The sequence below is a fragment of the Neobacillus phoenicis genome, assembly GCF_047302305.1.
Lineage (GTDB): Bacteria > Bacillota > Bacilli > Bacillales > Cytobacillaceae > Neobacillus.
Genome location: NZ_CP154847.1, coordinates 1,628,511 through 1,653,033 on the forward strand (window position 1 = coordinate 1,628,511; position 24,523 = coordinate 1,653,033).

At 33.8% G+C, this 24,523-nt stretch carries 27 protein-coding genes; all 27 read left to right on the plus strand.

All coding sequences use genetic code 11. The features are described 5' to 3' along the window. Position 1 precedes the first annotated feature (1 nt). Positions 2–739 (plus strand): YveK family protein, encoded by a 738-nt coding sequence (locus AA0X95_RS08355; protein ID WP_413307773.1) that lies wholly within the window; start codon positions 2–4, stop codon positions 737–739. Further along, entirely contained in the window at positions 726–1,382 is a 657-nt protein-coding gene (locus AA0X95_RS08360; RefSeq protein WP_413307776.1) for a CpsD/CapB family tyrosine-protein kinase, read from the plus strand. The genes AA0X95_RS08355 and AA0X95_RS08360 overlap by 14 nt, the downstream gene beginning before the upstream one ends. Positions 1,383–1,627: 245 nt before the next feature. Further along, complete coding sequence (locus tag AA0X95_RS08365) at positions 1,628–1,771, plus strand: hypothetical protein (protein WP_413307778.1); 144 nt, start codon at positions 1,628–1,630, stop codon at positions 1,769–1,771. Positions 1,772–1,791: 20 nt separating this feature from the next. Beyond that, positions 1,792–3,618, plus strand: coding sequence for a polysaccharide biosynthesis protein (locus AA0X95_RS08370; RefSeq protein WP_413307781.1), 1,827 nt, complete (start codon positions 1,792–1,794; stop codon positions 3,616–3,618). 13 nt (positions 3,619–3,631) lie between these two features. Continuing rightward, positions 3,632–4,510 carry a UTP--glucose-1-phosphate uridylyltransferase GalU gene (gene galU, locus AA0X95_RS08375; protein WP_413307783.1) on the plus strand — a complete coding sequence of 293 codons (879 nt, stop codon included), beginning with the start codon at positions 3,632–3,634 and terminating at the stop codon, positions 4,508–4,510. A gap of 26 nt (positions 4,511–4,536) precedes the next feature. After that, positions 4,537–5,691: a glycosyltransferase family 4 protein gene (locus AA0X95_RS08380; RefSeq protein WP_413307786.1), complete on the plus strand. Its 1,155-nt coding sequence runs from the start codon at positions 4,537–4,539 to the stop codon at positions 5,689–5,691. Next, positions 5,676–6,842 carry a glycosyltransferase family 1 protein gene (locus tag AA0X95_RS08385; protein WP_413307788.1) on the plus strand — a complete coding sequence of 389 codons (1,167 nt, stop codon included), beginning with the start codon at positions 5,676–5,678 and terminating at the stop codon, positions 6,840–6,842. The genes AA0X95_RS08380 and AA0X95_RS08385 overlap by 16 nt, the downstream gene beginning before the upstream one ends. Then, positions 6,818–7,954 (plus strand): glycosyltransferase family 1 protein, encoded by a 1,137-nt coding sequence (locus AA0X95_RS08390; protein WP_413307790.1) that lies wholly within the window; start codon positions 6,818–6,820, stop codon positions 7,952–7,954. The genes AA0X95_RS08385 and AA0X95_RS08390 overlap by 25 nt, the downstream gene beginning before the upstream one ends. Next, entirely contained in the window at positions 7,917–8,819 is a 903-nt protein-coding gene (locus tag AA0X95_RS08395; protein ID WP_413307793.1) for a glycosyltransferase family 2 protein, read from the plus strand. The genes AA0X95_RS08390 and AA0X95_RS08395 overlap by 38 nt, the downstream gene beginning before the upstream one ends. Positions 8,820–8,832: 13 nt before the next feature. Continuing rightward, entirely contained in the window at positions 8,833–9,900 is a 1,068-nt protein-coding gene (locus AA0X95_RS08400) for an EpsG family protein (protein ID WP_413307796.1), read from the plus strand. 32 nt (positions 9,901–9,932) lie between these two features. Continuing rightward, a complete protein-coding gene (gene galE / locus AA0X95_RS08405; RefSeq protein ID WP_413307799.1) occupies positions 9,933–11,006 on the plus strand; it encodes a UDP-glucose 4-epimerase GalE in 1,074 nt (357 codons plus the stop codon). Between the two features lie 19 nt (positions 11,007–11,025). Then, positions 11,026–11,169 (plus strand): hypothetical protein, encoded by a 144-nt coding sequence (locus AA0X95_RS08410; protein ID WP_413307802.1) that lies wholly within the window; start codon positions 11,026–11,028, stop codon positions 11,167–11,169. Positions 11,170–11,184: 15 nt separating this feature from the next. Then, a complete protein-coding gene (locus tag AA0X95_RS08415; RefSeq protein WP_413307805.1) occupies positions 11,185–11,799 on the plus strand; it encodes a sugar transferase in 615 nt (204 codons plus the stop codon). Beyond that, entirely contained in the window at positions 11,796–12,440 is a 645-nt protein-coding gene (locus AA0X95_RS08420) for an acetyltransferase (protein ID WP_413307809.1), read from the plus strand. The genes AA0X95_RS08415 and AA0X95_RS08420 overlap by 4 nt, the downstream gene beginning before the upstream one ends. 5 nt (positions 12,441–12,445) lie before the next feature. After that, positions 12,446–13,633 (plus strand): DegT/DnrJ/EryC1/StrS family aminotransferase, encoded by a 1,188-nt coding sequence (locus tag AA0X95_RS08425; RefSeq protein ID WP_413307812.1) that lies wholly within the window; start codon positions 12,446–12,448, stop codon positions 13,631–13,633. A 29-nt stretch (positions 13,634–13,662) separates the two neighbouring features. Continuing rightward, a complete protein-coding gene (locus AA0X95_RS08430; protein ID WP_413307815.1) occupies positions 13,663–14,019 on the plus strand; it encodes a helix-turn-helix domain-containing protein in 357 nt (118 codons plus the stop codon). A 9-nt stretch (positions 14,020–14,028) separates the two neighbouring features. Continuing rightward, the gene (locus tag AA0X95_RS08435; RefSeq protein ID WP_413307817.1) at positions 14,029–14,793 is read left to right on the plus strand and encodes a glycosyltransferase family 32 protein; all 765 of its coding nucleotides are present in this window, start codon (positions 14,029–14,031) and stop codon (positions 14,791–14,793) included. Next, entirely contained in the window at positions 14,777–15,412 is a 636-nt protein-coding gene (locus tag AA0X95_RS08440) for an acyltransferase (protein WP_413307820.1), read from the plus strand. The genes AA0X95_RS08435 and AA0X95_RS08440 overlap by 17 nt, the downstream gene beginning before the upstream one ends. A gap of 26 nt (positions 15,413–15,438) precedes the next feature. Then, complete coding sequence (locus tag AA0X95_RS08445) at positions 15,439–16,638, plus strand: glycosyltransferase (RefSeq protein ID WP_413307823.1); 1,200 nt, start codon at positions 15,439–15,441, stop codon at positions 16,636–16,638. A 23-nt stretch (positions 16,639–16,661) separates the two neighbouring features. Continuing rightward, on the plus strand, positions 16,662–17,693 hold the full coding sequence (locus tag AA0X95_RS08450; protein ID WP_413307825.1) for a glycosyltransferase family 2 protein: 1,032 nt from the start codon (positions 16,662–16,664) through the stop codon (positions 17,691–17,693). A gap of 16 nt (positions 17,694–17,709) precedes the next feature. Next, positions 17,710–18,870 carry a polysaccharide pyruvyl transferase family protein gene (locus AA0X95_RS08455; protein WP_413307827.1) on the plus strand — a complete coding sequence of 387 codons (1,161 nt, stop codon included), beginning with the start codon at positions 17,710–17,712 and terminating at the stop codon, positions 18,868–18,870. A gap of 13 nt (positions 18,871–18,883) precedes the next feature. Next, the gene (locus tag AA0X95_RS08460; protein ID WP_413307830.1) at positions 18,884–20,080 is read left to right on the plus strand and encodes a glycosyltransferase; all 1,197 of its coding nucleotides are present in this window, start codon (positions 18,884–18,886) and stop codon (positions 20,078–20,080) included. Positions 20,081–20,085: 5 nt separating this feature from the next. Next, the gene (locus AA0X95_RS08465; protein WP_413307833.1) at positions 20,086–21,279 is read left to right on the plus strand and encodes a glycosyltransferase; all 1,194 of its coding nucleotides are present in this window, start codon (positions 20,086–20,088) and stop codon (positions 21,277–21,279) included. Positions 21,280–21,342: 63 nt separating this feature from the next. Then, positions 21,343–21,903, plus strand: coding sequence for an acyltransferase (locus tag AA0X95_RS08470; RefSeq protein WP_413307836.1), 561 nt, complete (start codon positions 21,343–21,345; stop codon positions 21,901–21,903). 31 nt (positions 21,904–21,934) lie between these two features. Then, positions 21,935–23,158: a glycoside hydrolase family 88 protein gene (locus tag AA0X95_RS08475; RefSeq protein WP_413307838.1), complete on the plus strand. Its 1,224-nt coding sequence runs from the start codon at positions 21,935–21,937 to the stop codon at positions 23,156–23,158. Between the two features lie 52 nt (positions 23,159–23,210). Then, positions 23,211–24,086: a glycosyltransferase family 2 protein gene (locus tag AA0X95_RS08480; protein ID WP_413307841.1), complete on the plus strand. Its 876-nt coding sequence runs from the start codon at positions 23,211–23,213 to the stop codon at positions 24,084–24,086. A 43-nt stretch (positions 24,087–24,129) separates the two neighbouring features. Beyond that, entirely contained in the window at positions 24,130–24,486 is a 357-nt protein-coding gene (locus AA0X95_RS08485; RefSeq protein ID WP_413307844.1) for a glycosyltransferase family 2 protein, read from the plus strand. Positions 24,487–24,523: the final 37 nt, after the last annotated feature.

A 24,523-nucleotide genomic window follows, 5' to 3' on the forward strand; every position in this document is an offset into this window, starting at 1 on the left:
CATGGAAAGTAATCAAATGCTCAACCGAGGAAGCCAAAAAAAAGCAAAGGAAATTAATCTGAAAGAATTATTTCTAGTTATTAAGAGACGAATTTGGATCATCATGACATTAACAATCCTTTTTGGGGTAATAGGATATATTTTAAATCAAACTACAGTAATTCCTTTATACCAGTCTTCAGCACGAATTATTATAGGTGCAGATGAAGAATCTAGAAAAACCCTTCAGGTAATTGTAAGAGATTCTTCTGTGCTAGATATCGTGATTGATAAATTAAACTTAAAAATAACTTCAGACCAACTAGCTGGAAAAATCGCAGTAGCTAGTGTTGAAAATTCGCAAGTAGTTAGTATTAGTGCTATTGACCCAAATCCTGCTATGGCAGCCGAAATAGCCGACACTACTGCAGACGTATTTAAAGAAGAAGTTCCTAAAATTGTAGGTCAGGATTACATCAGGATATTATCTAAGGCAAAGGTGAATCCTTTCCCTATAAATCCCAAGAATAATAATAAGATGCTTTACGGAATCCTCGGTGGAATTGTCATTGGTGTAGGGTTAGCATTCTTCTTGGAAACGTTAGATGACCGTGTTAGAACGAAAAGAGAGTTAGAAGAACTATTGAATGTTCCTGTCTTAGGAAGAGTGTCAAAGATTAATAAAAGAAGTATGAAGAAAGCTGTAAAACGAAATCATTTAGATGTAAGAGTGGAGGGGGATACCGTTGGTTTTAAATAAAAGGAAATCAAAACAATCAGGAAATAAGTACCCCTTTGTCACGTACTATTATCCTAACTCTTTTTTGGCCGATCAATTTCAAATGATTCAAACCAACATTAATTTTCTATTGTCTGATAAAAATACCCAGACCTATATTGTGACTTCTCCAGAAGATGGCGAAGGGAAGTCCACAATGATTGCCAACTTGGCTGTATCAATGGCACAACAGAAGAAAAAGGTGCTTCTTATAGATACAAATTTAAGAAATCCCGAATTACATGATTTCTTCCATCTGTCTAACTCATCTGGACTAACAGATGTACTTATAGGAAGAATGGATTTTAGCGAAGTGATAAACCACACCGAAATCTGGAGATTAGATCTTCTAACAAGTGGTCCTCCTACCAAGAATCCGGTTGAAATGTTGGGCTCTAAAAATATGAAGGAATTATTAAATAAGTTAAAAGAATCCTATGATGTCATTTTACTTGATTCTACCTCCTTACTTAAACTACCAGATACAAAACTGCTTGCAAGTCAATGTGACGGTGTGATTTTGGTTGTGAAAAATGGAAAAACCAAGCTACAGAGTGCAGCAGAGGCGAAAAAAGTGATTGAATTTTCAAAAGCAAGGCTTCTCGGTGTTATTTTAAATTACTAATCTATGGGCTTATTTTTTTAATCAAACTGTTCTTAATTTAGAACATTTTGTTTTTTTGAGAGTATGGAAATGTCTCCTATCCACTATCAATGGAGGCACTCGGTCATGCTGTGGGTTGAATAACCTTAGACGTTAGTCGTCGAGAGTGTGATGTGAGGACGGGTTAGATGCCCAATTTATTTAAAGATGATAGATATGTGTTCTTAATAAGAGCCTATACCTATCATTTTTAAGGAGTTGAAGGGATGGATAATCATATTGATTATTTTCCAAAGTCAATTAAAAAAGTAGTTAGATACATTAAACAAGAAGCAACGAAGGATCAATTAGCAGAAATTAAGAAGATTATCGACACCGCCATCAAGATTCGAAATCAGAGGATCGATTAAAGGAGGGAAGGGGATAGGTTATGACATATAGCCAACGGCTATCATTTTTTGTTTTTATCGACTCTTGTATTGTGCTAGCAGCAGTCTACTTTAGTAAATTTTTTGTGGATGGGACCTTTCATGTTATCACATTTAGGATGGGCATCATCTCGGTCGTAATGATTATAAGCCATAATTTTCTCTCATTTAAATTTCATTTATATCAAAGGGCTTGGGAATATGCCAGTATTGGGGAACTTCTAAGTATATTAAAGACAGTTACTCTATCGATATTTATTGCAGGAGTTGTGCAGGACATCTTTCTTGGAGAAATCGCCTTTCGATTATTGGCTGTTACCTGGCTCCTGAATATGTCGTTAATCGGTGGCTCTCGTTTTTCTTGGAGATTGTACCGAGATGCGCATCTAAATCCAAAGAAGAATAAGGAAAGATTATTAATTATCGGTGCTGGTTCGGCCGGAACCATGGTGGTAAGACAATTATTAAATAATCAACAATCTAATTTACTTCCGGTTGCTTTTATTGATGATGATGGAAAAAAACAAAAACTTGATATTTTAGGAATCCCGGTTATTGGTGGGATATCAGAAATAGAAGAAGCTGTAAGGAAGTTTGAAATTGATCATATTGTAATTGCCATTCCTTCATTAAATAAGAAAGAGTTAAATAAAATTTTTCAAGAGTGTGCAAAAACAACTGCAAAAACGCAAATTCTGCCAATGCTGGAGGATTTAATGACAGGTAAAGTTTCGGTTAATCAATTCCGTGATGTTCAGGTAGAAGACTTGCTCGGAAGGGAACCTGTTCAATTGGATATGGCTAGCATCTCCGAAAACATAACCGATAAAGTGGTCTTGGTTACAGGTGCAGGAGGGTCAATTGGATCCGAAATTTGCCGTCAAATTGCACATTTTTACCCTAAAAAGCTTATTTTATTGGGGCACGGTGAAAACAGCATTTACTCTATTGAAATGGAATTAAAAGAAGCCTATCAGAATACAAATATTCAATTTATTCCAGTCATTGCTGATATTCAGGATGCAAAGAAGCTGATGTCAGTGATGGGTAGCTACCAACCAAGTATGGTTTATCACGCAGCTGCTCATAAACATGTTCCACTCATGGAGTCCAATCCAGAAGAAGCTATTAAAAACAATATTATCGGGACGTTGAATCTCGCCAAAGCAGCTAGCTGGAATGGAGTTAACACCTTTGTCATGATTTCAACGGATAAAGCTGTAAACCCAACAAGTGTGATGGGAGCAACAAAGAGACTTGCTGAAATGATAGTGCAGCATATGGATCAAGAAAGTGAGACAAAATTTGTTGCGGTACGCTTTGGAAATGTGTTAGGGAGCAGGGGAAGTGTCATTCCTTTATTTAAAAGGCAAATAGAAAAAGGGGGACCGGTAACGGTAACTCATCCTGAAATGATTCGATATTTTATGACGATTCCAGAAGCTTCAAGGCTCGTTCTTCAGGCAGGAATCCTTGCAAAAGGAGGCGAGATTTTTGTGTTGGATATGGGAGACCCCGTGAAAATTGTTGACTTAGCCAAGAATCTCATCAAACTCTCAGGAAATTCAATCGATGAAATTGGAATTGAATATACAGGGGTTCGTCCTGGAGAAAAGTTGTTTGAGGAATTATTAAAAGAGGATGAGGTACATGAAGAACAAATTTATCCGAAAATCTATGTTGGGAAAACCTCAGAACTCTTCATCCAGGAAATTGAGTCCATTATATCCACTTATTCCAGTCTAAATAAAGAGGAGATTAGAGAGAGACTTCTTTCACTAGCAAACTACAAAATAATGAAACCATCAAAATTATCTGTTTCAGTATAAAGGAGTGAATGACATGAAAGTTAGAAAAGCAATCATACCAGCTGCAGGACTTGGAACAAGATTTCTCCCCGCGACAAAGGCGATGCCAAAGGAAATGCTGCCCATCGTTGATAAACCAACTATCCAATACATAGTGGAGGAAGCAGTAGAATCTGGAATTGAAGATATTATTATCGTAACCGGTAAGGGCAAACGCGCTATCGAGGACCATTTTGATAATTCATTTGAATTAGAACACAATTTATTTGAGAAAGGGAAGTTTGAATTATTAAATGAGGTCCAAAAGTCTTCTAAAATGGTGGACATTCATTATATTCGGCAGAAGGAGCCAAAAGGGTTAGGCCATGCTATATGGTGTGCGCGGAAATTTATTGGTGATGAGCCATTTGCTGTATTACTCGGAGACGACATCGTTAAGGCTGAAAAACCGTGTTTAAAACAAATGATGGACCAATATGAAAGGTATAATGCATCAATTCTAGGGGTGCAAACAGTTCCAGACAACGAAGTTTCCAGGTACGGAATTGTGGATGGAAGGTGCATTGGTGATCGCTTTTATAGTGTTGATAGTTTAGTTGAAAAGCCAAAACAAGCAGACGCTCCTTCAAATCTAGCCATTCTAGGTCGATATATTTTAAGTCCTAAGATTTTTGACATATTAAGCAAACAAGAACCAGGGGCGGGTGGAGAGATTCAACTTACAGATGCTATTGCAGCATTAAATCACTATGAAGCTGTGTATGCCTATGATTTTGAAGGTACTAGATATGATGTAGGTGAAAAGATGGGCTTTATCCAAACAACGATTGAATTTGCTTTGAAGCATAAGGAATTAAGAAATCAATTATTGGATTATCTATCTGCTACTTTAGATAAAGAACTGATTAAGTGATCCTAACAAAGGATAAGGTGACCAAGATGGTAAAGAAAATCTTATTTGCTGCTACTGTAGATTATCACTTTCAAGCCTTCCACCTACCGTATCTAAAGTGGTTTAAGGAGCAGGGATGGGAAGTGCATGTTGCTGCATCTGGCACAATGAATCTCCCTTTTGTAGATAGGAAATTTACAATCCCCATCCAACGATCACCGTTTAATAAACAAAATGTAAAAGCTTATCTGCAATTAAAGAAGATCATTTCTCAAGAAAAGTATCAGATCATTCATTGTCATACACCAATGGGAGGAGTTCTGACTCGATTAGCAGCCATTAATGCTAGAAATCAGGGGACTAAAGTGCTTTATACAGCTCATGGTTTCCATTTTTGTAAGGGAGCACCTATCCAAAATTGGATGTTCTATTATCCTATTGAAAAACTCCTTTCAAGGTTTACAGATTGTTTGATCACCATAAACCAAGAAGACTACGATTTAGCCCAGAAACATCACTTTAAGGCAGGAACAATTCAACATGTTCATGGTGTGGGTGTTAATACGGATGTGTTTAAACCAGTTGATGAAATACAAAAGCAGAAACTTAAAAATAAACATGGGTATCACCATGACCATTTCATCATGTTTTATGCAGCTGAGTTTAACAAAAATAAAAATCAGAAATTCCTAATTGAGTCTCTTGCGTCAATAAAACATTCAGTTCCGAAAGCCAAGATTTTATTAGCTGGTGATGGAGCACTTTTAAAAGAGTGTCAAGAACTTGCTGAAACGTTAGGAGTTAAACAAATGGTAGATTTTCTTGGGTATCGAACAGATATTCAAGAGTTATTGAAAATCTCGGATATTGCTGTTGCGTCCAGTTTGAGAGAGGGGCTACCCGTAAATATTATGGAAGCAATGGCATGTGGTCTTCCAATTGTAGCAATTGCTAATAGAGGGCATCGTGAACTTGTTATTCATAATCAAAATGGCTGGTTAATTGAGAAAACCAATACAATTGATTTCTCAAATAAGATGAAAATCCTTTCAGAAGATCAGAATTTAAGAAGTCAATTTGGTTTAAATGGAAGAAACTTAACTTTGGAAAAATACAGTTTACAGAAAGTTCTTCAGGAGAAGAAAGAAATTTATAGTCTGTACATTGATGGAACGGAGGAATTGTTGTGGGCAGCCCATTAAGAGTGCTACATGTCGTCGTCAACATGAACCGAGGTGGTGCAGAAACCCTCATTATGAACTTATATAAAAATATTGACCGATCAAAGGTTCAGTTTGATTTTCTGACATGTAAAGAGGGACTTTTTGATGAAGAGATACAACAAATGGGCGGGACAATCCACCGAATTCCGTATATTACTGACATCGGACATTTTAAATATGTTGAAGAATTAAATCGATTTTTTAATGAACATAATTATTATAAAATAGTTCACTCTCATATGGATAAAATGAGTGGATTAATACTTAATGCAGCGAAAAAAACTGGTATTCCAATAAGAATATCACACAGTCATAACACTAGTAGTGAAGGTAGTTTTCCTGTACGGTTTTACAAATGGGTAATTGGGTGTAATGTTTTGGGGAATTCTACTAATCTCTTTGCTTGTTCGAGAGAAGCAGCAGATTGGTTATTTCAAAAGAAAAGTGATAACGCAAAAATTTTAAAGAATGGAATAGAGTATAAAAAATTTTCTTTTTCTCCCGAAGTAAGAAATGAAGTAAGAAAAGAATTAAATTTAAATAATCATTTTATTATGGGTCACGTAGGCAGGTTTAATCAACAGAAGAACCATTCATTCCTTATTGATATTTTTACTGAGGTGAACAAACGGAATAAGGAATCAATGTTACTACTTATTGGAGATGGTCCGTTAAGAGGGGAAATTGAGAAAAAGGTAATTGCCCTTGGATTACAGGAAAACGTCATATTTTTAGGAATTCGTAATGATATCAATCACATACTTCAAGCATTTGATGTATTTGTTTTTCCTTCCTTTCACGAGGGCCTTCCTGTCTCTATTGTTGAGGCTCAAGGGGCTGGATTACCTTGTGTTATATCAAATGTTATTTCTGAAGAAGTTGATTTGGGTCTGAACTTAATTTGCTTTGAAAGTATAAAGAATACGCCTGAGGCGTGGGCTAGAAAAGTTCTTGAACAAAGAAAAATACGTTCAGCTAACCCATCAAAAAAGATCCAGGAAAAAGGTTTTGATATATCAATAACAGCTGTATGGTTAGAGAAATATTACTTAGAGTTAGTTGGAAATAAGCAGGTTAAGTTAGGGTCAAATGAGGAGCTTAAAGAATGTCAAAATTATCATGTGTTATAAAATTGGGAGAAACTCCTCTTCATCTCTACCAAATCTTAAGTGGATTTAAAATGCTTAAACAAAATAGCATCATTGATTTAAGAGTGGATAAATTAAAGAATCAAGATAATAATCTATTACCTTACAACATGATAGAGGTAATAATAAATAACAAGTACAGGATAATATATGATGTAAATGACGGCTATGATAATCTGGTGATTCATGGGAATGAAAATTATGTGGATTTCATGAATAGAATCTTAACAAAAGTTGATTTCTACTTTAAGAGAAGCTATAGTACAAAATATAATTTGACCTTAGTTGATAAACACAAAATATACCCATTGGGCCTTAATTATATGGTTACAGTACCAGGTAATGTTGCTCATAATCCCAATCCCCATGATCCTAATAAAGAGAAATTTAAAAAGCTAATTAGAAAGATACCTTTCTCACAATACTATAATGGATTATATTATCCCAATTCTTTTGAGGATTGTCCAATTCAAGATATTGATCCGAAAATCTTGTTTATGGCAAGATTATGGGACACTAATGGCGATGGTAATTTACAACTTTCAAACCAAAAGAAAGATGAAAGAGCTTTTATAAATCAATTTAGAGTAAATTGTATCAGAATGTGTAAGAAAGAATTTGGAAGTGGTTTCTTTGGAGGAATCTCTCCTACAAAGTTTTCCGTAGAAAATTATCCTGATGTTGTCATACACGATACGAAAATAACAAAAAGAAACAATTATATTAAGAAAGTTAAGGAATCTTCAATCTGTATTGCATCCATGGGATTACATGAATCAATTGGTTGGAAATTTGCAGAATATGTGGCTGCAAGTAAAGCCATCGTTACAGAAACACTTCAATATGAGTTACCTGGAGACATCGAAGAGGGGAAAAATTATCTTGCATTCAAGAGCCCGGAAGAATGTGTAGAAAAGATTTACATGTTGAAAAATGATAACGAATTTAGATATCAAATGATGCTTAATAATTTCAACTATTACCATAAATTTGTAAGACCTGATCAATTAGTATTAAATAGTCTTATTACTGTAATAAAAGAGGGAGGAAAGAGTAATGAAGCCAACTTTAACAATCTTTACTCCTACGTATAATCGAGCTTACACTCTTCATTTATGCTATGAAAGTCTTGCAAGACAATCATGTAAAGATTTTGAATGGTTAATAGTTGATGATGGATCGACGGATCATACACAAGATTTAGTAAACAATTGGGTTATGGAGGGAAAAGTTAGAATTCAATATGCATATCAGGAAAACCAAGGAATGCATGAGGCACATAACAAGGCATATGAATTAATAAATACGGAACTAAATGTTTGTATAGATTCAGATGACTATATGCCTGACAACGCGGTTGAAAAAATATTAAATTTTTGGAAAAAACACGGGAGTAACGAAGTGGCTGGTATCATAGGGCTTGATGCTAAAACCAACGGTGAAGTGTTGGGTACAAAATTGCCTGAGGGTATTAAAACCGCTACACTAAGTGGATTACACTCCAAATATAAAATGAAGGGTGATAAGAAATTAGTCTATCGTACAGAGTTAATGAAGATGATTCCGGCGTATCCTGTGTTCCCAGGTGAAAAATACTGTCCTTTAAGTTTTAAATATATTTTAGTGGATCAAGAGTGTCCCTTATTAATCATGAATGAGGTCCTCTGTTATGTTGAGTATTTAGAGGATGGTTCTAGTATGAATATTATTAACCAATATAAAAAGAACCCAAAAGGGTTCTCTTTTTTTAGGAAAACAGCAATGAAATACTCCCCCACTTTAAAATCTAAGTTTAGAGAAAGCATTCACTATGTATCAAGTAACTTCATGGTTGGGAACAAAAAGTATTTACTAGATTCTCCCTGTAAATTCGTAACATTGATGGCAACTCCATTTGGTGCTCTGTTGTATCTTTACATAAAAAGAACGAGTAGGGCAACAGTTCTAAAAGCCAATTAGAAAGGAATTATTCATGGAAATCCTATGGATTAATCTGGTTGTTGTTTATATAACTTCCTTTTTATCTAGATATTTTTCAAAACCACTTCCATTGGATGCACCCTATATTAGGCCTAATAAACTACTGATTTTCATGACTATGCTTTCCTTAGTTCTTGTAGCAGGTTTAAGGAATAATATAGGTGACACCTTTTTTTATATGCATAGCTATAAGATAGGTAATCATGATTTAAGTACCATGAAAATGGAAGGGGACTTTGGATTTAATATTTATCAAGCGCTTTTATATAAATTATCAGAGGATCCACAGTTATTAGTCTTTACTTCTGCACTAATAACAAATATTTTTATTGTTTATGTTTTATATTGTTTTTCAAAAAAAATTGAGCTTAGTTTATTCGTTTATATTACGTCTGGAGTGTATATTGTAACGATGAACGGGATTAGACAATCGTTAGCTGCTGCCATTATTTTTGCTGCAACAAGATACCTTTTAAACGGGAATATGAAAAAGTTCTTTTTAGTAGTGCTCCTTGCCTCAACCATTCATCAAACAGCATTAATTTTTATCCCAATCTATTTCATAGTTAGACGGGATGCATGGACCAAAACCACTTTAATTATCCTTGGGATTGGGGTCATCATTGCATTCGGATTTAACCAATTTTCATCACTACTATTTAGTGCTATTCAAGATACACAATATGGTCATTATAGTAATTTTTCCGAAGGTGGGGCCAATTTCTTAAGAGCAGTTGTATCTGGTACACCTTTATTGATTGCTTTTTTAGGAAAAGAAAAACTAAAAAAAATATGGCCAAAAAGTGATTACATTATTAATTTATCATTATTAGGTTTAGTGTTTATGATTATAGCAACAAAAAATTGGATTTTTGCAAGATTTGATATCTATTTTGGCCTTTATAGTTTAATCCTCGTTTCATGGTTATTAAACTTGTTTTCAAAGGAAAGTAGAAATCTAGTTTATTATTGTATCTTACTTCTATATACGTTTTATTTCTATTATGAAAACGTTATCTCTTTAGGATTAAAATACGGAAGTGAGTATTTAAAAATATAATTCCCTATACGTGAAATTTGGAGGTTGATTCAATGGCAATATTGATAACGGGGGGGGCAGGCTATATTGGAAGCCACACCTGCCTAGAGCTTTTAAATGCAGGACATGAGATTGTGGTGATTGATAATTTTTCTAACAGTAATCCAGAATCTCTTGAAAGAGTATGTAAGCTTACAGGCAAAGATTTTAAAACCTATTTTGTAGATTTATTGGATAAAGAGATGTTAGAAAAAGTCTTTTTAGAAAATGAAATTGAAGCGGTTATACATTTTGCTGGTTTAAAGGCCGTAGGGGAATCTGTTGAACTCCCCCTTCTTTACTACCAAAACAATATCACTGGAACGTTGAATCTCCTTGAAGTCATGAAACATTTTAATGTTAAGAAACTAGTATTCAGTTCCTCAGCAACCGTCTACGGTTTAACTGAAAGATTCCCTATTTCTGAGGACTTTCCAGTTGGGGCATTGAATCCATATGGAAGAACCAAGCTTATGATTGAAGAGATTCTTAAAGACCTATATATTTCAGATCAGGAGTGGGGCATTTCAATCCTAAGATATTTCAATCCAATTGGTGCGCATAAGAGCGGAATGATTGGGGAAGATCCTTTTGGTGTACCAAATAATTTAATGCCTTACATAACACAAGTGGCTGTTGGGAAGCTAACTCAACTCAATGTATTCGGTAATCACTATCCGACAGTGGATGGAACAGGGGTTAGAGATTACATCCATGTGGTCGATTTAGCAAAGGGACATTTAATGGCATTAAAGAAAACATGCTCAACGGGAAAATTAGAATCCTACAATCTAGGAACCGGAAATGGATATTCTGTGTTAGAAGTAGTAAGTGCATTTGAAAGAGCTTCAAAAAGGAAAATTCCGTTTAAGATTGTAGAAGCAAGAAAAGGGGATGTGGCGATTTGTTTTGCTGATCCGTTAAAGGCAAAGAAAGAGCTTGGCTGGGTAGCTGAAAAAGGTATAGATGAGATGTGCGAAGATGCCTGGAGATGGCAAAGTTTGAACCCCAATGGCTATGATGTGAATAAAGATTTAGTGAGTCCTTACTTAAAGTCAAGTGAGGACTTTTTTGTTGGAAATAAATAAGTGAGTGAGGTATAAGGATATGGCTCTAACGATACAGTTAACCCAGCATAAATTAAAAGAAATACTCATTCAAATATATACAAAAGGAATGGAAACAAAAAATATTCATGTAGAAGATTTAGTTGAAGATATAAAAAGACAAGTGCTAGATAATTCTAAATAACCAGGAGGGAAAGCAATGAAACGGCTCTTTGACTTTATTGTTTCATTTATCCTTTTTATTGGATTATCCCCTATCTTTATGATTATCGCTATGCTAGTCAAAATTAAACTGGGATCTCCAGTCATTTTTAAACAGGAACGACCAGGTAGAAATGGAAAACTGTTTTGTTTGTATAAATTTAGAACAATGACAGATGAAAAAGATAATAAAGGTAATCTGCAACCTGATTATATCAGATTAACTTCTTTTGGAAGGTTTCTTAGAAAATATAGCTTAGATGAATATCCTCAATTATGGAATGTGATAAAAGGGGATTTAAGTCTAGTAGGTCCAAGACCATTACTGGTTGAATATATGCTTTTTTATACAAAAGAGCAGTCCTTGAGGCACAACGTAAGACCAGGGATTACAGGTTGGGCACAAGTTAATGGGCGCAATGCTATTTCTTGGGATGATAAATTCAAGTTGGATGTCTGGTATGTAAAAAATCAATCTTTTTTACTTGATATGAAAATATTATTTTTAACTGTTTATAAAGTAGTAATCTCTGATGGGATTAATCAGCCAGGGAATGCAACAGTGGAGACATTTAAGGGTTCTAATTCCTCGGTAGGGGGCGGAAATCCATGAGGGTGATATTGATTGGTCAAGGAGGTCACAGTAAAGTAATCTCTGATATTATTCGAGCTACTAAAAATCATAAACTTGTAGGTTACTTGGATGATAGATATAAAAGTTTAGACATAATAGAGAATTTCATTAGTGGCCCTGTAAGTGCTGCAAATTTTATTAAAAAAGTTCATCAAGATATTAAGTTTATCATTGCAATTGGAGATAACAAAACAAGAAAAAAGATTTTCCATGACTTAGGACTTTCGAAAAATGACTATTTAACTCTTGTCCATCCAACGGCCTACATTAGTCCAGATGCGAAGGTTGGGCAAGGAACTATAATTATGCCCAAATCTGTTATTAATTCGGATGCAGTCATAGGTGACCATTGCATCATTAATACAGGTTCTGTAGTTGAACATGATAGCATGCTAGAAGATTTTGTACACCTATGTCCTAACAGCACAATTGCTGGCACGGTGAGTATGGGCGAGGGGGCATGTTTAGGGACCGGAGGAACCATTATCCCCAACAAAAGGATTGGAGAATGGACGATGATTGGTGCAGGTGCAACTGTTGTAAATGACCTTCCTAGTCATTGTCTTGCAGTTGGAATACCGGCAAGAATTAAAATTAATAATCAGATAAACGCGGTGTGAAGTTCATGAATCAACTAATTTCTAAAAAAAGGATTTTTCTTTCTTCTCCCCATATGAGTGGGAACGAACAAAAATATATTCAAGAAGCTTTTGAAACAAACTGGATTGCACCACTTGGACCAAACGTGGACGCATTTGAAAAAGAAGTAGCTCAATATGTTGGAGCCAGTGAAGCGGTGGCCGTTAGCTCAGGAACGGCAGCGATTCATTTGGCTCTTTCTTTATTAGGTGTAGAAAAAGGTGATAAAGTATTTTGTTCAAGTCTTACCTTTATCGCAAGTGCAAACCCTATTGTTTATCAAGGTGCTGAGCCAGTTTTTATTGACTCAGAACCGGAAACTTGGAACATGTCGCCAGAGGCTTTAGAAAGAGCATTTCATGATGCGTTAAAGGATGGGAGTCTTCCTAAGGCCGTCATAGTTGTCAATTTGTATGGTCAGAGTGCGATGATGGATGAAATTACGGCTATCTGCAATCAATATGGAGTCCCAATAATTGAGGATGCTGCAGAGTCCTTAGGTAGTAAATATAAAGGAAAAGCAAGTGGGAACTTTGGTAAATTCGGCATTTTTTCTTTTAATGGCAATAAGATCATTACTACTTCTGGTGGTGGAATGTTGGTTTCAGATGATATAGATGCTTTACAAAAGGCAAGATTCTTAGCGACACAAGCAAGGGACGCTGCTCCATACTACCAACATAGCCAAATTGGGTTTAACTACCGATTAAGTAATATCCTTGCAGGAATTGGAAGAGCACAATTGGAGGTACTAAAGGATAGAATTGCTTCAAGGAGAGCTGTATTCCAAAGGTATTATGATCAACTCTCTCATTTACCCGGATTCACATTTATGCCGGAGTTACAAGATACATTTTCCAATCGCTGGTTAACGGCATTAACTGTAGATGAAAAAGAAGCAGGGATTTCAGTGAAAGATATTTTACGTGTATTAGGTGAGGAAAATATTGAGGCAAGACCTGTTTGGAAGCCACTCCATCTACAACCAGTATTTAAAAATGTAAAATATTATTCTCATCAAGAACAAGATAGCATATCAGAAGGCCTTTTTAATAACGGCTTGTGTTTGCCGTCAGGGTCAAATATGACGGATGAAGATATTGAAACGATTATTAATCATATCAAACATACAGTTATTAAAGGGAAGGAAAGATTGAATATGATAAGTATTTAGTATTTTATCTTATGATGAACGGGGAATGTATGGTGTTTGGAAAAACAATTTATGAATATAGAAAGAAAAAAGGGCTAACTCTTTCTGAATTAGCTGAACGATCTAAAATTTCAAAATCCTATTTAAGTAATATCGAAAGAAATTTGAACAGAAATCCATCCATTCAAGTGGTTAGAAAAATAGCTGCGGTGCTGGATGTAGATCTAGAAACATTTTTAAGTCCACTACATACTCATTCAGAAAAACAAGAGGTGGACCAGGAACTAATTGAATTTGCAATGGAATTGAAGGAGACAGGGATTGAAAAAGAACAAATAGATGATTACAAAACACTAATTGAATTTATAAAATGGCAAAATCAGAAGGAAAAAGTTCTGAAAGATTGAGGTCCAAAGATGGAGCGAATAAACAGGATATCTAAAACAATTCATTACTGTTGGTTTGGTGGTAAAGAAAAATCAGAAATTGTAAGGAAATGTATGGAGAGCTGGAAGAAGCATCTGATAAATTATGAAATCATTGAGTGGAACGAAGATAATTTTGACATTGATATAAATTCGTATGTGAAGGAAGCCTATGAAGCTGGCAAGTATGCATTTGTTAGTGATTATGTTAGAGTGTATGCTCTTTACCATTACGGTGGTATCTATCTTGACACCGATGTAGAAATATATAAAGCATTTGATGATTTATTATATCATTCTTCTTTTTGGGGATTTGAACAAGAGAATTTCATAGCTACAAGTACGATAGGAGCAGAAAAGGGGAATCTTTTAATTAAGGAATTCCTGGATTCTTATCATGATAAACGATTCTTAAAAAGTGATGGTACATTAAATCAAATAACAAATGTAGCGATTGTTACAGAATTGCTTAAAAATAAGGGGTTAAAAACAAACGGAGAATATCAGGAACTAGAAGACGGAGTGATTTATCCACAAACCTATTTTTCTCCTTATGATTATATTAATTGTAGAAAGTTAGTTTCTAACCAAACTTACGCGATGCATCTATTTTATAAAAGTTGGTTGCCAAAAAGTGCAAGGCTAAAGGGGAATAGCAAGATGATTCTTGCCAAACTAATTGGTGGAGACAATATATCCCGACTAAGAAGAAGATTCCGTGCATTAAGGAGAATCGTTAATGGGCAACATTCTTAAAAAAATTATGATAACAATTGTTAACGAGTGTAGAAAAAGAGGCATAATGATTACATTTTTTATGTATTTATCCCACTTCATTGGAATAGTAAGGGGAACCTATTATAAATTTATTTATTTTAAAAACATTGATTCTACAATATTCGCCCTTCAAGCGAATAGCAAGTTTGAAATTTTTAACAAAGATGCAAAAGTAAAGATTGGAAAGTTTGTATTTATAAGAAAAAATGCAAGCTTTCGTTTGGATTTTAAAGGGATTCTTGAAATAGGAGATTATGTGTTTATTAATGATAATTGCAATATCAATTGTGTAAAACGAATCACGATCGGCAAAAACACAAAAATTGCACCGAATGTGTGTATTAACGACCATGATCATAATTATAAAAAGAATACCTCTGACCACTTAATTAGGGGAGAAGTGACCATTGGTGACAACGTATGGATTGGGTCGAATGTTGTGATTTTAAGGGATACACATATTGGAGACAATGTGGTGGTGGCAGCAGGCAGTGTTGTAAAAGGAACCGTACCATCAAATACAATCTTTATCAATAAAAGAGAGACAGAACTTAAACCATATCAAACGAAGGAAAAGGTAGTGCAGTTTAGTGGTTAATAGTTCTTTTTAAGTGAGGAAAAAGGATGAAGAAGAATATATTAATTTCTGTTTATAACATGGAAATTGGGGGAATTGAAAGAAGTTTAATTAACATGCTTGAAAGCTTTGACTTTGAAAAATACAATGTTGACCTTCTAATTTTCCATCATATCGGTGAGTTTATGAGTTTAATTCCAAAGTCAGTTAATGTTTTACCGGAGGTTGGAAGATATACTGTGTTCAGAAAACCAATCTCAAGTTGTTTAAAAGAAAGATATTATTCTTTAGCGATTACTAGAGTGATATCAAAATTTATAGCAGAACTAAAGGCTAAATGGAGAAAATTGGAGGAAGGTGCAGGATATATTCAAATGCAGCTCTCTTTAAAGTACTCATCTCTTTTTCTACCGAAGATAGAAAAAGAGTATGATGTGGCAATAAGTTATGCATGGCCACATGACATTATCGCTAACAAAGTAAGGGCTAAGAAGAAGATTGCATGGGTTCACACTGACTATAGTAAATTAGAAATTGATAATGAGATTGACCTAAAAGTCTGGAAGCAATTTGATTCTATTGCAGCAGTATCTGAAGCATGTAGAGAGTCTTTTCTATCTACCTATCCAACTTTGTTAAAGAAAGTAACGGTTGTCGAGAATATTACTTCTCCTCCATTCATAAAGAAAATGGCGGAGGAAAAGGTATCAATTGAAAAGATTACCAACTCTAATTTTATTGTGGTTTCTGTTGGAAGATTATCCTATGTTAAAGGATTTGACCTTGCTATTGAAGCTCTACGAGTACTGCATGATAAAGGTTTAACCAATATCAAGTGGTATGTGATTGGATATGGGGGCTATGAACAGGTATTAGAAGAATTAATTGAAAGAAAACATTTAAAGGATAGTTTCTTCCTTTTAGGTAAGAAAACGAACCCATATCCGTTTATAAAAAACTGTGATCTATACGTGCAACCGTCAAGGTATGAGGGAAAAGCAGTTACTGTTTCTGAGGCTAAGATACTTGGGAAACCAATTCTCATAACAAACTATCCGACAGCAACAAGTCAGATAGATCACGGGGTAGAAGGAATGATTTGTGATTTAAGTGTAAAGGGAATAGCTGATGGAATAGAGGAATTTTATCGCAATAAAGATTTAAAGAATTCATTAGTTAATAATATTAAGGATTTGGATTTTAGCAATAGCTACGAGTTAGAAAAATTATATGAAATTATTAGTTAGTTCTAAGTGCGAGGCGATTAGTTATGAGTGTAAAAGTCAGTGTTATCATACCAGTCTATAATGCAGAAAAATATATTTCGCAGTGTATCGAATCACTTTTAGCGCAAACTCTAGTTGATTGTGAATTTATCTTTATTAATGATGGATCTATCGATAGAAGTCATGAGATTATTCAAGAATACACCAAAAAGGATAATCGTATAAGATTAATTGAACAGAACAATCAAGGAGTTAGTAGTGCAAGGAACAAAGGTCTTTCAATTGCAGCAGGGGAATATATAGGATTTGTGGATGCGGATGATTACATTTCAGAAGATATGTTCAAAGTTTTATATAATTCAGCAGTTAATGGAGATTGCGACATAGTCATCTCGAATTTTGAAAGCAGGATGGAAGGCAAAAGGGTATTTAGCCATTATCCATTCAATAAAAACATTATATTAGATTTTGAATATATCCAGAAGAACATTATTCCCTATTTTCTTAGCGATGATAATCTGAACTCCGTCTGTACTAAACTCATTAGGAAATCTTTAATTAGTCAATCCAATGTACAATTTCCTGTAGGAGTTGCATTGGGAGAGGATGGAGTTTTTTGTTTAAAGTGCTTTAGCAAAGCGGAAAAGATAAAATTTATAGATTATATGGGTTATTTTTATAGAGAGGTAGAAGGAAGTGCAACAAGAAGTACCTATAATAAAGACTATTTTAAAAGCTCATTGGAGGTTTACCAGTTAGATATATATGATCAGTATTTTAGTCATTTAGATTTAGTATCGATAAAAAGGTTAAAAGCTATTAAGCTAATACGTTCAGTAATGGCTTATGTGTTTATTTACTTTAGTCCAAATAAAGAGTTAAGTTTCTATAGAAGATATAAATACATAAAGAATATGATTACTCATACTGCAGTTCGAGAAGCGATAAAGATTTATATAAATGAGAAGTACAAAGAATTAGGGAGATATGAAAAATTATTAATAAGGTTAATTAAAAGAAAATCAGTGATTGGAATCTATTGTGCAACCTCGTACAGTAGGATGCGAAATAAATAAACTGGAGGAAATGTGTATGAAAGTCATGATGTTTGCACATGGAGGCAGCTTGAATAGAGGATGTGAAGCAATTGTCCGGTCGACTGCAACACTCATAAAAGAAAAGGCCAATAATTCAAAAGTTTATCTGTCCTCTGGTAAGCCTGAAACAGATAAAATTATCCCGAAATTAGATGGTATATTTGATGGATCGGACTCAATGATAAAAAGATATTCATATGAATGGTTTCTATCATCCTTTAAGGTAAAGTTCTTTAAGGATGAATCCTATGCTTACAGTAAAATCCATAGAAATATCATTAAGTATGTAAAAAATATGGATATTTGTTTGTCTATTGGCGGCGATAATTATTGTTATGGTGAACAACCTGGATTTTACGAAGTGGACAGACGGATAAAAAAGCAAGGAAAAAAACTAGTGTTATGGGGATGCTCAATTGGGGAAGAAGATTTATCTGAGCAAAAACTAGCTGATTTAAAATTATTTGATTTAATCCTAGCTCGTGAAACACTGACTTATGAATTATTGAAAAGTAAAGGCTTAAAAAACATGAAGTTAGTTGCTGACCCAGCTTTTACAATGGAAAGGGAAGAATTAGAATTACCAGAAGGCTGGCAAGAAGGAAATACAACTGGCTTAAATTTCAGCCCGCTTGTGTGGAAAAGAAATATGAAATCTCAAGCAGCAGTAAGAGAATTAATTCATCATATTTTAAACTCAACGGATATGACAATCGCGCTTACACCTCATGTAATAGATGAAGGGAATAATGATTACGAGGTATTAAACAAGTATTATGAAGAATTTAAACACACTGGTAGAGTTCTCATCTTACCCAATGATTTGAACGCCCCACAGTATAAGGGCTATATTGGTAGGATGAGATTTTTTATTGGTGCAAGAACCCATGCAACCATAGCTGCGTATTCGAGTTATGTACCCACTATGGTTTTAGGTTATAGCGTCAAGTCTAGAGGGATTGCTAAAGATATATTTGGTGACGAAAAACTAGTTCTAGGAATAAATGAAATTTCTGATAAAAGTAAATTAATGGAAAACTTTAACCGGATGATCCAAGAAGAAAAGGCGATTAGAGATCAGTTGAAAACAGCTATTCCAAATGTAAAGAAAATGTCCTATAAAGCAGCTGATTATTTAAATGAGCTAGTGCGATAATGCGAGGTAAAATATGGAAAAGAAGAATGTATTATTTGTTATTCCAAGCTTATCTGCTGGGGGAGGAGAAAAGAGTTTAATCAATCTATTATCTCAAATAGACTTTTCTTCATATAATGTTGATTTGTGTATGTTTAAAATGAACGGAATTTTTGTGAATTCCATACCTAGTAATGTTAATGTTTTAAGTTTAGCTGATGATTATGAAGTCTTCTTTAACAGATTTACAAAATCAATGATTACTTTCCTGAAAAGACAGCAGTTTAATTTGTTTTTTTGTAGAATAATGTTCACTATTTTGAACAGAATGATAAAAAATAATTCAGTATCCGAACAATATACATGGAAATACGTAAGTAGAGCAATTAAGAGTCTTGATAAAGAGTATGATGTTGCAATTGGCTATTTAGAAAAATCATCCATCTATTTTGTGGTCGATAAAGTTATAGCTAAAAAGAAAATAGGATGGATTCATACTAATTATTCAGATTCAGGAATGGATAAGAATTTTGATGCACCATATTTTGACCAATTAAATTTTATTGTCACCGTTTCAGAACAATGTGCCAAATCATTAAATGAGAATATTGATGGCCTAAAGAACAAAACCAAAGTTATTTATAATATTGTTTCACCTAAAGTGATTAATAGACTTGCAGAAAATAGGGTCATTGATTTCAGATTTGACAAAGGGTTCACCCATATTTGTACAATTGGCCGACTCAGTGAAGAAAAGGGAATAGACTTGGCGATTAATGCCTGTAAATTACTTGTGAATAAAGGTTATAGGATAAAATGGATTGTTTTAGGAGAAGGAGATTCCAGAATCAAACTTCAAAAATTAATAGATGGTAATGGGCTTTGTGCACACTTTAAGCTATTAGGAAATAAGGAAAACCCATATCCTTATTTGAAACAATCTGATATATATGTTCAGCCTTCTAGGTATGAAGGGAAATCTATTGCACTAGATGAGGCGAAAATTTTAGGTAAACCAATTGTTGTTACAAATTTTGAAACGGCTAAAGATCAAATACAAAATGAAATGACTGGCCTTATAGTTGATATGAACGAGGAAGGTTTAACTCTAGGGATTGAAAAAATTATAAACAGTCATGGACTTAAAGAAACGTTTGTTTCTAATTTAAATATGCAAAATCTTGGAACAGAAGAAGAGGTAAACAAACTATATCATTTAATAAACGAGTGACAAAAATGAAAAAAAATATCCTATTTATCTTAAATAATTTAAATTGTGGTGGAGCAGAAAAATCATTAATCTCCATTTTAAACTCAATTGACTATGGAAAATACAATGTAGACTTGTTCCTTTTTAAGCATGAAGGTATCTTTTTAAGTAAGGTTCCCGATGAAGTCAATTTATTGCCTGAACCAGTAAATTACCAATACTTTGATATGCCAATAAAGAAGTCTATCAGTGAACTAGTTAAAAAGGGCAAATTAAGGGTGGCGTTAAACAGGATAAGGTTGGGCTACTTCGCAAAAACAGAAAAAAATGGGTCGGTTATAGAACAGAAAATTTGGAGATATTTATCAAACTCTTTGGAAAAGCTTCATAAAGAATATGATGTTGCGATTGGCTACCAAGAAAAGTCACCAATTTACTTTTGTATTGACCTAGTTAATGCTAAAAAGAAACTAGGATGGATACATACAGATTATCGAAAGTTAGGAGTAAATCAATATATAGATCAAAGATACTTCCAACATTTAGATTATCTGATTACCGTATCAGATGAATTGGAAAATCAGATAAAAGAGATTTTCCCTGAACATGGAGAAAAAATGCGTTGTATCCACAATATAATTTCAACCAGTATGATTAGAAGCCTGTCTTTAGAAAAGGCTAACTTTATGGATGAGTATAATAATCAGATATCAATTGTTTCTGTTGGGCGATTGGCAAAAGAAAAGGGACTGGACCTATCATTAGATGCAATTGAAATCTTGGTGAAAAAAGGATACGTTGTAACGTGGTTTTTAATAGGTGAAGGAAATATGAGAGGAGAATTAGAAAAAAGAATAAAGGAAAAAAATCTAGATAACAACGTGGTTTTACTGGGAGTGAAGGATAACCCATATCCATATATCAAGCATTCAGATATTTACATTCAGACTTCAAGGTTTGAAGGGAAATCAATAGCAATTGAAGAAGCGAAAGTCTTAGCAAAACCAATACTTTTAACAAACTTTAGTACAGCAGGTAATCATATTATACATGGAGAAACTGGTCTCATTTCACATATGGACCCTATTTCAATTGCAGAAAATCTTGAAAAGTTGATTGTGAACAGGGATTTAATAAATTCATTTTCTGAGAATTTACAAGAAAGAAACTATGGTACGGAAGATGAAATTAATAAATTGTATGAACTTATAGAGGCTTAAAACACTCAACAAAAATTTGAGTGTTTTTTTGTTGTAAGTTTTTAATATGGAGAGTGGTGAAACATGGTTAATCGTTTTGTAAAGTCTTTAATGATAAAGTTAGGAAAAATAACGCCCGAAGATTTAACGGTTAAAGCCTGTATAGATAGAGGAATGAAGGTAGGGAAGAATTGTCATGGGTTAACTGCAAGCACAATTGATTATGCTCATTGCTGGTTAATTCAAATTGGGGATAATGTAACCTTTGCTCCCCAAGTATATTTGCTGGCACATGATGCAAGTACAAAAAGGTATCTAGACTATACAAAAATTGCAAAAATAATTATTGAAGACAATGTATTTGTTGGAGCAAGAGCATTAATTATGCCTGGCGTTATAATCGGAAAAAATGCTGTGATAGCAGCTGGGAGTGTAGTAACTAAATCTGTTCCAGAAGGTTGTATTGTTGCAGGAAACCCAGCAAGGATTATTGGAAAAACAAATGACTATATTGAAAAACATAAGAAAGAATTAGAAGCCTCACATGTTTATGATTGGAGATGGACGATTGGTGGAGGGATTACAAACGAAATGTGCAATCAAATGTTCAAAGATTTAAACAACTCCTTTGGTTATGTGAAATAGTGAAATTAATATTAGAAAGGGAATATAATTTATGATTTTTAATATTTTTTCAGCCATCATTGTCTTTATTTTATTTTTAGTATTTATCATTGATTTAATCCCTAAATTTAATAATTGGCTTTCAAGAATTCATATTGGAAGACATCAGGATTTTTTTGTTTGGAAGATTTCCATCACTAGCAAAGCTGTTAGCTGGTTATGTAACATTCCAAAAATTAAAGTTACCGATAATACAAGATTAATTGTCTTAGATATGTTGAAAGGGAATTACTCTAAAAGTACTATTCAATATTGGCAAGAAGCAGCATTGCTACTAGGATTAAATGAAACGTTAATGTTTGATCAGGATGAAAAAGTCCAGCTAGCGATAAACAAATTTCTTCAGAAAAAATTTAATTCTCAAGGTGATTGGAATGTTAAACCTAGAGAAATCGATTCTGCAATCCTTTCCTATGCAGTGATGAATTTAGAGGGCTTTGATAAAGATAAATATAGGAAGGCTTTTGATTATACGTGGCAACTCATCAAAGAGCATATTGGGATAGATGGAACAGTACAATATAGAAAATCAATGAAAGATTATCGTTATGTTGATACTATCGGTTTTATATGTCCATTTTTAATTAAGTATGGTGTTGAATACAACAAATTGGATTGTGTAGAGTTAGCTGTAAAACAGATTATTGAATACGAAAAATTTGGAATGTTAAGTGGCTATTATATCCCATGTCATACCTACGAAGTGAATAAAAAGATTCCGATGGGTTTATATGGATGGGGTAGAGGATTGGGGTGGTTGGCAATAGGCCTTATAGATTCCTGGAACGAACTACCCAACAATCATATCTACAAATTGAAACTAGAGGAAATTATAAAAAAGTACGCTAAAGCAGTTACTGAATTTCAACTAGAAGATGGGAGCTGGACGTGGACAGTAACCCGGAAGGAAACAAGAACAGATTCATCTACAACAGCTACACTTGCATGGTTTTTGTTAAATGCAGCTACTATTAAGGAAATTTCAGAAGTTTGTTTGGAAAGTAGTGAAAGAGCCATAAAGTTCCTAATGAAAGTGACTAGAAGAAACGGGGCTGTTGATTTTTCACAAGGTGATACCAAAGATATAGGTGTGTATTCACAAGATTTTGGTTTACTTCCGTTTACACAAGGTTTTTGTATTAGGGTTTTAAGTCTATATAAAAGTAATAGAACTTTGGAACTTGATCAGTATAGTAAGAAACAATCTATTGTATAGTGAAATATTTATAAATGCACAGTAGTCTGCTTTTTTAGAAAGGAGATTTCAATTGAAAATCACAGTCTTTACACCTACTTTTAACAGAGCCTATATTCTTGAAAATTTATACAATTCCTTACAAAGCCAAACATATACCAATTTTGAATGGTTAGTGATTGATGACGGTTCTACTGATAATACTGCTGAATTATTTAATAATTGGATAAGAGAGAATAAACTCCATATTCGATATCATCGAGTTGAAAATGGTGGAAAACATAGAGCAATTAATAAAGCAACAGATTTAGCTTCCGGTGAATTATTTTTCATTGTGGATTCTGATGATTATTTAACAGAAGATGCATTAGAAAGCATCGTTCAGTGGGAAGGCACAATTGAAAACAAAGAGGAGTTTTGTGGTGTTTCAGGAAATAGAGGAAAAAGTAAAACTGACCTTTGGGGTACTACTTTTGAGGGAGAATATATAGATGCCTCATCACTGGAACGTAACAAAAAAAATATAACAGGTGATAAAGCAGAGGTTTTTTATACAAAGTTATTACAAAAGTATAAATTTAAAGAGTTTGAAGATGAAAATTTTATAACAGAAGCAACGGTTTGGAATCGAATGGCAGCAGATGGATACAAAATCAGATGGTTTAATAAAACTATTTATATATGTAATTACCTTAATGATGGTTTAACCAATAATATGAAGATTATCTTTGCAAATAATCCTAGAGGAACTGCATATTACATAAATCAACAAATTAAGTATTACCAGTGTAACTTTAAAGGGAAGTTATCATATTATAATTTATATTTTGAGCTTGTAAAAGAAAAATTAGGATTAAGGAAAGCAGCTAAATATTTGGAGGTAAATCCCATTATAATCTTATCAGCATTCATGTTAGTAAGTTGTAAAAAGCTTTTAACTGGTCGGTAAAAGGAGAGTAATATAATTAAAAGATTTCGCAGGGGTGGAAAAAATGAAAAGTAATAATCCTAAGATTTCAATTGTTGTACCAATTTATAATGTCGAAAGGTATTTACCGGCTTGTCTTGATACTATTCTAGAACAGCCATTTTCTGATTTTGAGTTAATCCTTGTTAATGATGGTTCTACAGATAATTGCTTGGATATCTGTAATGAATATTCTTTAAAGGACGACAGGATAAATGTAGTAAACAAGAAAAATGGCGGTTTAAGCAGTGCAAGAAATGCGGGGATAGAAGTTTCAACAGGGAAATACATAGTATTCATAGATCCAGATGATCAAATTTGTGAGAATTATTTAGAAAGTTTATATAACATAGTTGAAAAAAAAAATGTGATGTTGTCGTAAGTGGATATAAAACAGTACCTACCAACAATATAATCAC

Coding starts and splice junctions, on each gene's coding strand:
- AA0X95_RS08475 (WP_413307838.1), top strand. CDS start 21,935: ATGATTTTTAATATTTTTTCAGCCATCATTGTCTTTATTTTATTTTTA.
- AA0X95_RS08430 (WP_413307815.1), top strand. CDS start 13,663: ATGGTGTTTGGAAAAACAATTTATGAATATAGAAAGAAAAAAGGGCTA.
- AA0X95_RS08450 (WP_413307825.1), top strand. CDS start 16,662: ATGAGTGTAAAAGTCAGTGTTATCATACCAGTCTATAATGCAGAAAAA.
- AA0X95_RS08365 (WP_413307778.1), top strand. CDS start 1,628: ATGGATAATCATATTGATTATTTTCCAAAGTCAATTAAAAAAGTAGTT.
- AA0X95_RS08380 (WP_413307786.1), top strand. CDS start 4,537: ATGGTAAAGAAAATCTTATTTGCTGCTACTGTAGATTATCACTTTCAA.
- AA0X95_RS08400 (WP_413307796.1), top strand. CDS start 8,833: ATGGAAATCCTATGGATTAATCTGGTTGTTGTTTATATAACTTCCTTT.
- AA0X95_RS08410 (WP_413307802.1), top strand. CDS start 11,026: ATGGCTCTAACGATACAGTTAACCCAGCATAAATTAAAAGAAATACTC.
- AA0X95_RS08390 (WP_413307790.1), top strand. CDS start 6,818: ATGTCAAAATTATCATGTGTTATAAAATTGGGAGAAACTCCTCTTCAT.
- AA0X95_RS08465 (WP_413307833.1), top strand. CDS start 20,086: ATGAAAAAAAATATCCTATTTATCTTAAATAATTTAAATTGTGGTGGA.
- AA0X95_RS08445 (WP_413307823.1), top strand. CDS start 15,439: ATGAAGAAGAATATATTAATTTCTGTTTATAACATGGAAATTGGGGGA.
- AA0X95_RS08485 (WP_413307844.1), top strand. CDS start 24,130: ATGAAAAGTAATAATCCTAAGATTTCAATTGTTGTACCAATTTATAAT.
- AA0X95_RS08435 (WP_413307817.1), top strand. CDS start 14,029: ATGGAGCGAATAAACAGGATATCTAAAACAATTCATTACTGTTGGTTT.
- galU (WP_413307783.1), top strand. CDS start 3,632: ATGAAAGTTAGAAAAGCAATCATACCAGCTGCAGGACTTGGAACAAGA.
- AA0X95_RS08420 (WP_413307809.1), top strand. CDS start 11,796: ATGAGGGTGATATTGATTGGTCAAGGAGGTCACAGTAAAGTAATCTCT.
- galE (WP_413307799.1), top strand. CDS start 9,933: ATGGCAATATTGATAACGGGGGGGGCAGGCTATATTGGAAGCCACACC.
- AA0X95_RS08455 (WP_413307827.1), top strand. CDS start 17,710: ATGAAAGTCATGATGTTTGCACATGGAGGCAGCTTGAATAGAGGATGT.
- AA0X95_RS08355 (WP_413307773.1), top strand. CDS start 2: ATGGAAAGTAATCAAATGCTCAACCGAGGAAGCCAAAAAAAAGCAAAG.
- AA0X95_RS08440 (WP_413307820.1), top strand. CDS start 14,777: ATGGGCAACATTCTTAAAAAAATTATGATAACAATTGTTAACGAGTGT.
- AA0X95_RS08460 (WP_413307830.1), top strand. CDS start 18,884: ATGGAAAAGAAGAATGTATTATTTGTTATTCCAAGCTTATCTGCTGGG.
- AA0X95_RS08415 (WP_413307805.1), top strand. CDS start 11,185: ATGAAACGGCTCTTTGACTTTATTGTTTCATTTATCCTTTTTATTGGA.
- AA0X95_RS08395 (WP_413307793.1), top strand. CDS start 7,917: ATGAAGCCAACTTTAACAATCTTTACTCCTACGTATAATCGAGCTTAC.
- AA0X95_RS08470 (WP_413307836.1), top strand. CDS start 21,343: ATGGTTAATCGTTTTGTAAAGTCTTTAATGATAAAGTTAGGAAAAATA.
- AA0X95_RS08425 (WP_413307812.1), top strand. CDS start 12,446: ATGAATCAACTAATTTCTAAAAAAAGGATTTTTCTTTCTTCTCCCCAT.
- AA0X95_RS08370 (WP_413307781.1), top strand. CDS start 1,792: ATGACATATAGCCAACGGCTATCATTTTTTGTTTTTATCGACTCTTGT.